We start from the raw sequence: 13,256 nt of genomic DNA, 5'->3' as shown, positions 1-13,256 counted from the left end.
GTAACACAAGCCCAAGGCCCTCCGATGGCCCTGCCGTAGGAGAAAAAACGTGTGATCCGGCGTTTCATCACGCACGGGTAAGCATGCGAAAGTCTCTTCATTCTCATTGCAGACCGGAACCCCTCCAGTGAGTTCATCCGAAATTCCGATCGATATTCAGTCCTACTCGCGATATGCCGCGCGCATGCTGGCGTCCCGCCCCGCGCTGGCCGAGGCCTTGCCGACGCTCGCCGAGCACCCCGTCGACGCGCGCTGGCTCGCCCGCCGCTTCGAAGCCATCACCGGCACGCTGCTGACGCCGCCGGACCAGCCGTCCGGCATTTCCGGTGTGGACGAGGCTGCGCTGGCACGCGCCTTGCGCATCCTGCGGGTCGAAGCGCTGTGCGCCGTCATGCAACGCGATCTCGACGGCCGTGCTGAGTTGTCCGAAGTGACGGAGGCCATGTCGGCGCTCGCCGAGTTCGCTGTGCAGGCGGGCATTGCGGTGCTCTCGCGCGACCTCGAAGCCATTCACGGTGTGCCGCGTAACGCGGAAGGGGAGCGTCAGACGCTCGGCGTCGTCGGCATGGGCAAGCTCGGCGGTCGGGAACTCAATGTCTCGTCCGACATCGACCTCATCTTCCTATATGAAGACGATGGCGACACAACCGCGCCTGACGGTGCCGATGCGGCCGCCGCCGGTCGCCTGCGTCTGCTATCCAATCATGAATTCTTCACGAAACTCGGCCGCAAGCTGATCGGACTGATTTCGGAGCTTACACCAGACGGCTACGTGTTCCGGGTGGACATGCGCCTGCGCCCCAACGGCGATTCCGGTCCTCTGGTGTGCAGTCTGCCGATGCTCGAAGAGTATTTCTACGTGCAGGGCCGCGAGTGGGAGCGCTACGCGTGGATCAAGGGACGCCTCGTGTCCGAAGTTGCGAGCGAGCCCGGCCGCCGGATCGAGCGACTGCTGACGTCGCTGGTGCAGCCGTTCGTGTTCCGTCGCTACCTCGATTACGGCGTGATCGGCGCGATTCGCGCGTTGCAAGAGCAGATTCGCCATGAGGCGGAGCGTCGCGCGCGGGCCAAACCGGCGCGCATCAACGACATCAAGCTCGGACGCGGCGGCATTCGCGAAGTGGAATTCTCGGCGCAGGTCTTCCAGTTGATTCGCGGTGGGCAGGAGCCGGAACTGCGCGTGCGGCCGACGCTCGCGGTGCTGGGCGTGGCGGCGCGGCGCGGGTGGCTGGCGCAGAACGTGGCGGAAGAACTGTCCAACGCCTACGTCTTCCTGCGCAAGCTCGAACACCGCATTCAGTATCTGGACGACGCGCAGACCCATATCCTGCCGTCGCCCGGCGACGACCGCCTCGCGGTGGCGCGCGCCATGGGTTTCCCTGACGAAGCGACCTTCATGACGGTGCTCGACGAGCATCGCGAATTCGTCGCCGGTCAGTTCGATGAGATTTTCGCGGACAAGGCCAACGGCAGCGGACAGAAGGGCGCGGGGTCGGGCACGGGCGACTGCGAGTGCCCGCCGGAACTGTGGAGCGAATGTCTGGCCGACGAAGCGCAGACGGGCGACCTCGGCAATCAGCTTACGCGTCTGGGCTTCAACGACGCCGAAGGTGCGCTCGACCGATTGCGCGCCGTGTGGACGTCCTCGCGCTACAAGGCGCTGGGCGAGATCAGCCGGCGTCGCTTCGACCAGCTCGTGCAGCGTGCCGTGGAAGGTGCGGCGGGCACCGGCGAGCCGGACGCTGTCCTCGGCCGCATGCTCGATCTGCTCTCGACCATCAGCCGTCGCAGTTCGTATCTCGCGCTGCTCACGGAGTATCCGCGCGCGCTGGAGCGCGTGGTCAAGGTGCTCGCCGGGTCACGCTGGGCGGCGGGTTATCTGATCAGCCATCCGCAACTGCTCGACGAACTGCTCGACGACGAAGCGCTTGCCGCGCCGTTCGACTGGCCGTCGTTCAAGACACAACTGCTGCTGAGCCTGAACGCGGCGGGGGCGGCGGGCAACGTCGAAGTGCAGATGGACATTCTGCGTCGCGCACACCACGCCGAAGTCTTCCGAATCCTGCTGCTCGATTTGCAGGGGACGTTGTCGGTGGAGGCCATCGGCGACCGTCTCTCGGAACTGGCGGACATCATCGTCGACGTGACGATCTCGACGGTCTGGCCGCACGTCGCGACGCGTCATCGCGAGGTGCCGCGCTTCTCGGTCATCGCCTACGGCAAGCTGGGCGGCAAGGAACTGGGCTACGCGTCGGACCTCGATCTGATCTTCCTTTACGACGATGACGACGACCGCGCACCGGACGCTTACGCCGCGCTCGCCCGCCGTTTCGTGACGTGGCTGACCACGCATACGGGCGCGGGCATGCTGTTCGATGTCGATCTGCGACTGCGCCCGAACGGCTTGTCCGGCCTGCTGGTCACGAACATCGAGAGTTTCCGTCAGTACCAGTTCCGCGAAGGCAATGCCAACACGGCGTGGGTCTGGGAGCATCAGGCGCTCACGCGCGCGCGTTTCTGCGCGGGCGACGAGACCATCGGCGCGACGTTCGAGAACATTCGTGCGCAGGTGCTGGCCACGCCGCGTGAGGCGTCGGCGCTGGCGCAGGAGATCGTGGCGATGCGCCGCAAGGTGCTCGAAGGGCATCCGAACGGGACGAAGTTGTTCGATCTGAAGCACGACCGGGGCGGCATGGTGGATATCGAATTCACCGTGCAGTATCTGGTGCTGCTGCACTCGGGCGCGCATCCGGCGCTGCTGCGTAACGCGGGCAACATCGCCTTGCTGCGCGAGGCGGCGCAACTGGGACTGATCGATACCAAGCTCGCGGAAGACGCGGCGGCGGCGTATCGGTTGTATCGCAAACGTCAACACAAGTTGCGGCTGGACGGGGTGGAGGCGGCACGCGTGCCGGGCGCGGACGTCGAGGCAGAACGTCAGGCCGTGATGGCGCTATGGGATTCTGTGTTCGCAGACGCGGGGCCGGTTTGACTGTCTGACGCTTGGGCGGCGCTTGAACGCACAGGCTTGAAAAACAACGGGCGGCCGATGATGGGCCGCCCGTTGTTTATTGAGGAATGTCGATGTTCTCGACGCCGCTCAGAGTGCCAACATCTCCCGCGCGTGCTTGCGCGTGGTCGCCGTAATCTCCACGCCGCCCAGCATCCGCGCGATCTCCTCGACGCGTTCGGTGCGACCCAGCGGCTCGATCTCGCTCATCGTCGTATCGCCGTCGCTGCGTTTGCTCACTCGCAGATGCTGATGGCCGAGAGCGGCGACCTGCGGCAGGTGGGTCACGCACAGCACCTGACGTCCCTGACCTAATTCGCGAAGCAGGCGACCGACCACTTCGGCCACCGCGCCGCCAATCCCGGAATCGACTTCGTCGAAGATCAGCGTCGGCGTGAGACTCGCGCTGCTGGCGATCACCTGCAACGCGAGGCTGATGCGTGCGAGTTCGCCGCCCGAGGCAACTTTGGCGAGCGGACGCGTCGGCACGCCGGGGTGTCCGGCAACGAGAAATTCGACCGTCTCCAGCCCGAACGACTGCGGCTCCGGCGTTGCCGTGAGTGCGACTTCGAAGCGTCCGCCGGGCATCGAGAGGTCTTGCATCGCTCGGGTGACTTCGCGTGAGAGCGAGGCCGCCGCTTTGGCGCGGGCCTTCGACAAGTCCTTCGCCAGCTTGAGAAATTCGGCCTGCGCGGCGTCGGCTGCGGCCTGCATGGCCGCCGTGTCGGCCGATGCCGTCAATTCTTCCAGTTGCGCGCGACGCTCTGCCAGCTCGGCGGGCAATTGCTCGGGTGTCACACGGAATCTGCGCGCGGCTGAATGCAGGGCGTCGAGTCGTTGCTCGACAACCGCCAGACGCTCCGGATCGAGATCGATGCGTTGCGCGTAATGGGTGAGTGAATGGACCGCTTCGCGAAGCTGAATCTCGGCAGGCTCCAGCGCAGCGAGCGTGTCGGCCAGCCCGGCGTCGATCTCCGCGAGTTCGCGGATCTGATGCACGACATGACCAAGCGAGGGGACGATGGCACCGTCGGCTTCGGCGAGCGCGTCGAGCGCGCCTTGCACGCCGTTGATGAGACTCGCTGCGTGAGAGAGCCTGCGATGCTCGGCGCTCACGTCGTCCCATTCGCCTTCCTGCGGACCCAGCTTGTCGAGTTCGGACGTCTGCCATTCGAGACGCTCGCGCTCCAGTTGCAGTTCGCGGTCGCGCCCATGCGCCTCCTCGCAGCGCTTGACGAGACGTCGCCACTCCTTGTGAGCGGCGGCGGTATCGGCGGCGAGGGTGGTCGCGCCTGCGTGCGAGTCGAGCAGGCGGCGTTGCGCGTCGGGGCGCAGCAACTGCTGGTGCGCGTGCTGGCCGTGAATGTCGACGAGCATTTCACCGAGTTCGCGCATTTGCGTGAGCGTGGCGGGGGTGCCGTTGATGAAAGCGCGCGAGCGACCGCCGGCGTCGAGTACACGGCGCAGCAGCACACCGCCGTGTTCTTCGAGCGTGAGCGCCTGCGCTTGCAGCCAGGCTTCGAGATCGGGGCGCGCTTCGGCGTCGGCGGCGAATTCAGCGGTGATGTCGGCGCGCGTTTGCCCGTTGCGCACCATGCTGGTGTCGCCGCGCTCGCCCATCGCGAGCGCCAGCGCATCGATCAGAATCGATTTGCCCGCGCCGGTCTCCCCCGAAAACACGGTGAAGCCGGCGGAGAATTCCAGATCGAGACGATCGACGATCACGAAATCGCGAATCGAGAGACTGCGTAGCATGGGATGTCGGGTGAGGCGTGGAGTCAGTTCTGCGGCGTATCTTCGTCGGAGATATGCTCGTTCCAGTGCAGCTTGCGGCGCAGCGTCGCGTAGTAGTTGTAGCCGACCGGATGCAGAAACGTCACCTGATGCTGGGAGCGGCCGACCAGAATCTGGTCGCCCTGGCGCAATTCGGCAAACGATTGCATATCGAAATTGGCGCCGACTTCGCGACCGCCGGTAATCGTGATGACGATGTCGCTCGAATCCGGCAGCACGATCGGACGGTTCGACAACGCATGCGGTGCGATCGGCACGAGCACCACGCCGCCGAGGCGCGGATGCAGGATCGGGCCGCTCGCCGACAAAGCGTAGGCCGTCGAACCGGTGGGCGTAGCGACGATCAGGCCGTCGGAGCGCTGCTTGTACATGAAGCGGCCGTCGACGTCCACGCGCAGCTCCACCATCCCCGAGATCCCCGAGCGGTTCACGACCACGTCGTTGAACGCCAGCGTCTCGAAGAGCGTCTGGCCGTCGCGTTCGATGCGGGCGGCCAGAAGAGTGCGTTGTTCGGCTTCGAAATGCCCTTCGAGCATGGCGGGCACGACCTGACGCATCTCGTCGAGCGGAATGTCGGTGATGAACCCGACGCGGCCGTGGTTCACGCCGATGAGCGGCACCTTCGATGCGGCCAGTTGACGGCCGACGCCGAGCATCGTGCCGTCGCCGCCGACGACGACGGCCACGTCGGCCTGCGTGCCGATTTCCTGGATGTCGAGGGTGCGGTATGGATCGGCACCTGCGCCGATGTTATGCGCGGTGTCGCGCTCGAAGACGACATGATGCCCACGCTGGGCGATGCATGCCGCTAGCGTGAGCAATGGTTCGGCGACGCCGTCGGCATGGTACTTCCCGACGAGCGCCACAGTCTTGAAGGGGCTCCCAGTTTTCATGCCGCCATTACACCATAAGTCGATGACAGCAACCATCGCCAACGCACGGCCTGCAACGGTTCCTGTGGCCATGCAGAGCGAGGCCCGATTTAGGGGGAACAGGCCCCGCGTTTCGCGTTACAATTTTTGCCATGCTAGATCAACGTGCGCAAACGCTTCTCAAAACCCTGATCGAACGGTACATCGCAGATGGCCAGCCGGTCGGCTCGCGCACGCTCTCGCGGTTCTCGGGCCTCGACCTGTCTCCCGCGACGATCCGCAACGTGATGTCCGATCTCGAGGCGATGGGTTTCGTGGCCAGCCCGCATACGTCGGCCGGTCGCGTGCCGACGCCGCGCGCTTACCGTCTGTTCGTTGACACGATGCTCGCTGTGCGCCCGCTCGAAGAGGCCGTGCTCCAGCTTTCGACGCAGGTGCAGACGAGCCTGCAACCGGCCGGACCCCAACAGCTGGTGGCTTCCGCCGCACAGGTGCTCTCGCATCTGTCGCAATTCGCGGGCGTGGTGCTGACCCCGCGACGCAGCCAGACTTTCCGTCATATCGAATTCCTGCGTCTGTCCGACAAGCGCGTGCTGCTCATCATCGTCACGCCCGACGGCGACGTGCAGAACCGCATCATCCTGACGGAAAAGGATTATTCTCCGGCGCAACTGGTCGAAGCGGCAAACTACCTGAACGCCAACTTCGGCGGTCACAGTTTCGACGACGTGCGCACTTACTTGCGTGGCGAACTCGATGCTCTGCGCTCGGACATGAGCGCGCTGATGCAGGCCGCCGTGCAGGCGGGCAGCGACGCCATGGCCGACACCACGCGCGAGAGCGTACTGATCTCGGGCGAGCGCAACCTGCTGGGCGTGGAGGATCTGTCCTCGAACATGGAGCGTCTGCGCAAGCTGTTCGACGTGTTCGAGTCCAAGACCGGCCTGCTGCAACTGCTCGACGTGTCGAGCCGCGCGCAAGGGGTGCAGATCTTTATCGGCGGCGAGTCGAGTCTCGTGCCGATCGAGGAGATGACGGTTGTCACGGCCCCGTACGAAGTCGACGGCGAGGTCGTCGGTACGCTCGGCGTGATCGGGCCGACGCGCATGGCGTACGAGCGCGTCATCCCCATCGTCGACATCACCGCCAAGCTGCTCTCCAACGCGCTCAGTCATCACTGAGCGGTGCGCTGGCGCGTCCGCGCATTTGGCCTATCCGCCGATTCGCCCATTCCCGGTTACAACCCCGTAGCATTCCTTTACACGCTGTCACACACGGCAGGCTTAGGCTTGAAGCGTCACTTGCGGCGAGGTCATCTGAAGTTGTCATCGGGCTCGCCGGAGGATTCGGACAGAGCAACAAGGTGGCTGAACGCCAACGCCTGCAAGCCGCGCACGGCATGCCCACCGAAAGGGCCCGGAGTGTTTATGAAATCCCTGATTTCCTGGCGGACGACGGTTCGCTCCCTTGGCGTCGGGCTGGCGCTGGGTCTGCTGGGCGCGGTGGGTGCGCCGGCGGTGGTGATGGCGCAGGCACAGGCGCAGAGCGCCGATCCGCCGGGGCGCGTGGCGCGTCTCTCCGAGTTCGACGGCACCGTCACCTACGCCCCCGCAGGCACGAGCGACTGGCGCTACGCGGACCGCAACCGTCCGCTCACGACGGGCGATGCCATCTGGGTCGACCGCAATAGCCGGGCCGAGATGCACGTGGGCGGCACGGCGGTGCGCATGGGCGCGTCGACCAGCCTGACGCTGTCCGCCGTCACCGACCAGAATGTGCAACTGAACGTAACGCAGGGCACCGTCGGTGTGCGCCTGCGCAGCTTCGATCCGAATCAACCGTACGAGATCGATACGCCGAATCTGGCATTCGTGCCGCAACAGGCCGGTGAATATCGTGTGGATGTCGATCCGAACGGGGTGACGACGGTGAGCGTCTCGCGCGGTGCGGGCACGGCGTACGGACAAGGGGCGTCGGTCCCGCTCCAGCAAGGTCAACGGGTCGCGTTCGTCGGTCAGAACCTGACGCAGCAGCAGACCGGCCCGCTCACGGCCGACGCTTTCGATCAATGGATGCGCGATCGCGACGCACGTGAAGACGCCTCCGTCTCCGCGCGTTACGTGCCGCGCGACATGACCGGCTTCGAGAGTCTGGACGACTACGGTTCGTGGCAGGAAACGCCGAGCTACGGCGCGGTGTGGGTGCCGTCCAACATGCCTTCGGGCTGGGCGCCTTACCGCACGGGGCATTGGGCCTGGGTCGACCCGTGGGGCTGGACTTGGGTCGACGATGCGCCGTGGGGCTTCGCGCCGTATCACTACGGGCGCTGGGCTTACGTGGATGCCCGCTGGTGCTGGGTGCCGGGGCCGGTGGCAGTGCGTCCGGTGTATGCGCCGGCGCTGGTCGGCTGGGTCAGCGGCAGCAGCGGCGGGAACCAGTGGGGTGTTTCGTTCGCCGCCGGGGGCGTGGGACTCGCGTGGTTTGCGCTTGGGCCCCATGACCCGTACCGTCCCGCGTATCACGCCAGTTCGTCGTACATCACGAACATCAATCGCTCGACGATCGTTCGTACGACCAATATCACCAACAACATCAACGTCAACAACATCTACGTGAACCGCAATGTGCGGGGCGCTGTGTCGACGATGCCCGCGCAGGCGTTCGTGCAGGGACGCCCCGTGGGTGCGCCGACGGCTCTGGCTGCACCGCGTGGTGCGCAGACGTGGCGCGTCGGCAATACGCCGGGCGTGGCCCCGGTGCAGCAAAGCGTGTTCGGCAACAGCCGTCCGGCAGCAGGTGCGCCGCCTGCGGGCGTGTTCAACCGGCAGGTGCTGGCGACGCGCGCGCCGGTCGCCCGTGGCATGCCGTCGCGTGAGCTGACGAGTCAGTTGCACGCCGTGCCGAACGCGGGTGGTGCGCCGCTGGTGTTCGGTCAGAACGGGCAGCAGGTGCGCAATCTCGGCGCGGGCGGTCCGAATGGTCCCAATGGCCCCAATGGCCCCAATGGCCAGCCACGCATCGCCCCCCGTGTGACGGTCGTCAGTACGCACGGGCCGGTCGGTGCGCCGATTGGGGCGAACGGTGCGATGCCTGCGCAGCCTGCGCTGGGCGCGACCGGTGCCGTCGGGGCGACGGCGGGCCATGGCGGCTTGCCTGCAACCGGCGCCGTGCCGCCGATGCACGGCGCGCCGGGAGTGCCCGGACAACCGGGCGTCCCGGGGGCACCGGGCCATGCGGGCGTACCGGGTCAGCCGGGCGTGCCCGGAACGCCGGGTGTTCCGGGTGAACCCGGCTATCCGGGACACGGCGTTTATCAGAATCGTCCGGGGCAATCGGCGGTGCAATCCCAACCGACCGAGCGTCAGCCCGCGCCCTCAGGTGTTCCGCATCCGCCGGGCGTGAACGGTGCTGTTCAGGGGCAGGCGCAGCCGTCGGCACGCGGCGAAGCGCCGCAAGCCGTTCCGCAGCCGGGGCACGACGCCGCGCAGCGTGAGATGCAAATGCGTCGCCAATCACCGCAAGCGCCGCAGTCACCTGCTGTCCAGCCGGAGGCGCGCGGCGGACAAGCGACGCCTGCGCCGCAACGTCAGCAACAGCAACCGGAGGCGGCTGAACCGGCCCGCCGTCCGCAGCAATGGCAGACGCAGCCGCGCCCGGAGCCGCAGCAGTTCCAGCAACCGAGGCCGCAACCGCAGGTGGAACGGGCGCAGCCGCGTCCCGAACCTCAGCCTCAACAACAAGCGCAGCCGCAGCAGCGTCCGCAGCCTCAGCCGCAAGTCGAGCGTATGCCGCCGCGCCCGCAGCCGCCGGTGGAGCATGTGCAGCCCGCGCCGCGTCCGCAACCTCAGCAGGAACGTCCTCAGGCGCAGCCGCACCCGCAACCCACGCAGCGTGAGGGCAAACCGGAAGGGGCGCGCGCGCCCGCACATGAGGAACATCCGAGTGCCGACCATCGGTCGTCTCACGACGACGAGCATCGGCACGGCTGATGGCGCGCTTGATGGCCCGTCTGCGCAGATGACCGTGATTCCCTCCGTCCGGCTGTGGACTGGCCGACGGAGGGGGCATTCCGGCAGTATCGACAGGCATGACAGACCCCGGATGGGCCGCGTGTTTGCGGTAAAGTACGTTCCATGCGCTTCGATCCCGAACCTATTTCGCATGGCCAGTCCGGCAAGACCGCCGTACTGCTGATTAACCTCGGTACGCCCGACGAGCCGCGTCCTGCGGCCGTACGCCGATACCTGCGCGAGTTCCTGTCGGACCCGCGCGTCGTGGAAATCCCGTCGCTGGTGTGGCAACCGTTGCTGCGGCTGGTGATTTTGCCCTTCCGCTCACGTCAGTCGGCGCAAAAGTATGCGACGGTCTGGACCCGTGACGGCTCGCCGCTCAAGGTCAACACCGAGCATCAGACGAACGCCCTGCGCGCGCTGCTGCACGCGAACGACTATGATGTCGTGGTCGATTACGCGATGCGTTACGGCAATCCGTCGATTCCCGAGCGCATTCGTGCGTTGCGCCAGAACGGCGTCGAGCGGATTCTCGTCCTGCCGCTCTATCCGCAGTATTCGAGCAGCACCACCGCCACCGCGAGCGACGCCGTGTTCCGCGTGCTCGGCCGTCTGCGCAATCAGCCCGACGTGCGCACGGTGCGCGACTATCACGATCATCCCGCGTACATCGAGGCGCTGCGCCAGCAGGTCGAAGGCTATTGGCTGCAAAACGGCCGACCGGACTTTGCCGCCGGTGAACGTCTGCTGCTGAGCTTCCACGGTGTGCCGCGCCGCACGCTCGACCTCGGCGATCCGTATCACGATCAGTGCGTGAGGACGGCGCGCCTGCTCGCGGCCGCCCTCGGTCTGGACGAGACGACGTGCCGTCTCACGTTCCAGTCGCGCTTCGGCAAGGCCGAATGGCTCCAGCCGTACACCGCCCCGACGCTCGAAGAACTCGGTCGTGGCGGCACGCCGCGCGTCGACGTGTTCTGCCCGGGTTTCACGTCCGACTGTCTCGAGACGCTCGAAGAAATCAATATGGAAGGACGTCACGCTTACCTCTCGGCGGGCGGCAAGTCGTTCCACTTCATTCCCTGCTTGAATGGCGCGAGCGCCTGGATTACGGCGCTGGGCGAGATCGCAGCGCGTCATCTGCAAGGCTGGCCGGTGCTCTCGCCGCAGGGCGAGGCCGATGCCTCGGCGGCTGCGGTGGCGTCGACGCGTCAGCGTCAGGTGGCGGCCGTGGCCGCATTCGAGGAAGCCAGTGCGGCCGCTGCTGCCGCCGCGCAGGCGCAGATGCAGACCTCGTTGCCGTCTGAAGGCGCGCACGGAGAAGCGGGAGCACGGTCGTGACGGTCAAGGTAGACGATTCTCCGCACGCCGCTACGCGGATCGACAAATGGCTGTGGGCGGCGCGTTTCTTCAAGACGCGCTCGCTCGCCACGCAAGCGGTCGACCGTGGCCGTGTGCTGTGCAACGAAGCCCGCGTGAAACCGGCGCGCGACGTGCGTCCCGGCGATGTCGTGTCGGTCGACAACGGCAGTACGCGCTGGGAAGTGAAGGTCAAAGCGATCGCCGAGGTGCGCGGCTCCGCGCCGGTCGCGCAGTCGCTGTACGAAGAGACCGAAGCGAGCATTCAGGCGCGTGCCGACGAGAGCGAGCGCCGACGTCTGTTCCAGGAACCGGCGGCGCAGATGCACGGCCGTCCGACCAAGCGCGACCGCCGCCGTCTCGGTGGCGTGGGCGAGTAGGATCGTCCGCCCCGTCTCTCAAGCTTTTCAACGCCTGAATGAACGCCGCCGCTGGCAAATTGCGCAGCGGCGGGCAGGGGGTGGAGCGTGAATCAGGTGTTCCGTCTCAGTCGACTCAGGCGATTCAAGCGACTCAGTCGGAACCGTCCGGGGAACGGCACCGCGCACGACCGCAAAGGATCATGCACCCCGGGGGCGATCAGCGTGTTGGGATTCCGGTAGTCGAATTCGACGAATGCCCCGTCAGGCCCGGCACTTCCACATAGTGATGCAGCACCGCCCGCACGCCACCATACTCGGTGTCGCGCCGGGTGACTGCGCCGGACAGGCAGATCGTAATCGTCACCATCGTCACCAACGCAAGGATGAAGACAACAGCCAGTGGCAGCTTCATGATGCGCTCCTTGAGAACACTTCACCGGACGGGGGGTGTCCGGTGAGCGGCCGGGTCCGTCGAATGGTTAATCGGATAGGCACATCCATTCGCCGGACCATTATTCATGTTAGGTCGCAGCAACGGCCGATACAATAGAGGACTCGTAACGCGTGTAACCGGATATTTACCGGCACGCGGCGCGCACCGATGTGGCGCACAGAATGCCCGCCCGCTCTTGAAATCGGTGTGAACGCCCCTACTATCCAAAGGGATTTGAACCGGCGGCGCATCGTCGTGGTGCGCTGCAAGAACCTTTTGACGACTCAACTCATGACTGAACAGCAAAACACCCCCGACCAGCCGATTCCGTCCCAGGCCGAAGCGGCCCCGACCGACGCTGCGGGCGCGAACGACGCGCTGCCCTCGGTCGAGGCGCAACTTCAGGCGGCTCAGGCAGAAGCGGCGGCCATGCGCGACGAGGCGCTGCGCGCCCGCGCCGAGATGGAAAACATCCGCCGCCGTGCGGAAGAGGAAGTGTCGAAGGCGCGTAAGTTCGCCGTCGAAAGCTTTGCCGAGAACCTCCTGCCGGTCATCGACAGCCTCGAAGCGGCCGCTGCCGACAAGAGCGGCGATGTGGCCAAGCTGCAAGAAGGCGTGGCGCTGACGCTGCGTCAACTCGTGTCGGCGCTGGAGCGCAGCAAGGTGTCGGTCATCGACCCGGCCGGCGCGAAGTTCGATCCGCATCAGCATCAGGCTATCTCGATGGTGCCGGCCGAACAGGAGCCGAACACGGTCGTGGCCGTGCTGCAAAAGGGTTACCTGATTGCCGACCGTGTGCTGCGTCCGGCATTGGTGACGGTCGCCGCAGGCAAGTAATTCAAGGTCATCCGGCCACGGCGGGCGGCACAACACTTCCATCATGGAGACGTTTGTCGCAGGCCATTGGCCCGAATGACCGGGCGCAGGCAACGACACCGAATGTGGCGGCGCTGCCGGTGCCAAGGCACCGATTCGAAGGCTTACCATCATGGCAGGCGATCTTACGGGCATGAAAGGGGTGGACGGCACGGCGTTCGAGGCGTTCTCGATGCAGGCGCTGACGGCCGCGACGTTCGACGAAGGGCTGAGCACGGCGGGGGACGACCTCGCCGTGGTGTTCTTCTGGGGCGTCGATTGTTTCAACTGTGAAGTCGCCAAGAAGACCATGCTCGCGCAGCGCGAGGCCATCGAAGCCCTTGGGCTGCGCTGGTTTCACGCCAACGTGTACGCGGATATGGCGCTGGGTCGCCGTTTCGCGCTGCATGGGGTGCCGACGTTTTTCTTCTTCCATGCGGGGAAGAAGCTGGGCCGGGCGACCGGCTGGCAGGGCCTGCCCCAGTTCCGGCTGGCGGTGGCCGCCGCACGCGAGAAAATCGCGGCGGCGGGGGGCAAAACCGGGCTGCAAGAAGGGTCTTGAAA

General features: G+C 66.0%; 9 protein-coding genes and 1 pseudogene. 7 read left to right on the top strand and 3 right to left on the bottom strand.

The annotated features are described in order from the left end of the window. Nucleotides 1-127: 127 nt before the first annotated feature. Nucleotides 128-2,992, top strand: coding sequence for a bifunctional [glutamate--ammonia ligase]-adenylyl-L-tyrosine phosphorylase/[glutamate--ammonia-ligase] adenylyltransferase (gene glnE / locus PCO31010_RS11730; RefSeq protein ID WP_150664422.1), 2,865 nt, complete (start codon nucleotides 128-130; stop codon nucleotides 2,990-2,992). Nucleotides 2,993-3,100: 108 nt separating this feature from the next. Here the strand turns inward: glnE and recN are convergent, their stop codons facing one another. Then, nucleotides 3,101-4,765, bottom strand: a complete 1,665-nt coding sequence (gene recN, locus PCO31010_RS11725; RefSeq protein ID WP_150664421.1) for a DNA repair protein RecN — start codon at nucleotides 4,763-4,765, stop codon at nucleotides 3,101-3,103. Nucleotides 4,766-4,788: 23 nt separating this feature from the next. Next, the gene (locus PCO31010_RS11720; RefSeq protein WP_246184561.1) at nucleotides 4,789-5,769 is read right to left on the bottom strand and encodes an NAD kinase; all 981 of its coding nucleotides are present in this window, start codon (nucleotides 5,767-5,769) and stop codon (nucleotides 4,789-4,791) included. 59 nt (nucleotides 5,770-5,828) lie between these two features. Here PCO31010_RS11720 and hrcA point away from each other — a divergent pair, with 59 nt between their 5' ends. The 4 genes and pseudogenes from hrcA to PCO31010_RS11700 all read left to right on the top strand — a co-directional run bounded on the left by hrcA (nucleotide 5,829) and on the right by PCO31010_RS11700 (nucleotide 11,422). Next, nucleotides 5,829-6,857: a heat-inducible transcriptional repressor HrcA gene (gene hrcA, locus PCO31010_RS11715; RefSeq protein WP_150664420.1), complete on the top strand. Its 1,029-nt coding sequence runs from the start codon at nucleotides 5,829-5,831 to the stop codon at nucleotides 6,855-6,857. A gap of 246 nt (nucleotides 6,858-7,103) precedes the next feature. Continuing rightward, a complete protein-coding gene (locus tag PCO31010_RS27080) occupies nucleotides 7,104-9,665 on the top strand; it encodes a DUF6600 domain-containing protein (protein ID WP_150664419.1) in 2,562 nt (853 codons plus the stop codon). A gap of 144 nt (nucleotides 9,666-9,809) precedes the next feature. Next, a pseudogene (hemH, locus tag PCO31010_RS11705) lies at nucleotides 9,810-10,859 on the top strand (ferrochelatase); the annotation flags it as partial. Nucleotides 10,860-11,020: 161 nt separating this feature from the next. Then, nucleotides 11,021-11,422 (top strand): RNA-binding S4 domain-containing protein, encoded by a 402-nt coding sequence (locus PCO31010_RS11700; protein ID WP_150664417.1) that lies wholly within the window; start codon nucleotides 11,021-11,023, stop codon nucleotides 11,420-11,422. 199 nt (nucleotides 11,423-11,621) lie between these two features. Here PCO31010_RS11700 and PCO31010_RS11695 read toward each other — a convergent pair whose 3' ends face one another. Then, nucleotides 11,622-11,816 (bottom strand): hypothetical protein, encoded by a 195-nt coding sequence (locus tag PCO31010_RS11695; RefSeq protein ID WP_373275332.1) that lies wholly within the window; start codon nucleotides 11,814-11,816, stop codon nucleotides 11,622-11,624. 312 nt (nucleotides 11,817-12,128) lie between these two features. Between PCO31010_RS11695 and grpE the strand changes: the two genes are divergently transcribed. Next, nucleotides 12,129-12,674 (top strand): nucleotide exchange factor GrpE, encoded by a 546-nt coding sequence (gene grpE / locus PCO31010_RS11690; protein WP_150576196.1) that lies wholly within the window; start codon nucleotides 12,129-12,131, stop codon nucleotides 12,672-12,674. Nucleotides 12,675-12,825: 151 nt separating this feature from the next. Continuing rightward, complete coding sequence (locus PCO31010_RS11685) at nucleotides 12,826-13,254, top strand: thioredoxin family protein (RefSeq protein WP_246184560.1); 429 nt, start codon at nucleotides 12,826-12,828, stop codon at nucleotides 13,252-13,254. The last annotated feature ends 2 nt before the right edge of the window (nucleotides 13,255-13,256 follow it).

It is taken from the genome of Pandoraea commovens, from assembly GCF_902459615.1.
Taxonomy (GTDB): Bacteria; Pseudomonadota; Gammaproteobacteria; order Burkholderiales; family Burkholderiaceae; genus Pandoraea; species Pandoraea commovens.
The sequence above is the reverse complement of the archived record's forward strand: the minus strand, read 5'-3'. Positions and strand labels throughout refer to the sequence as shown.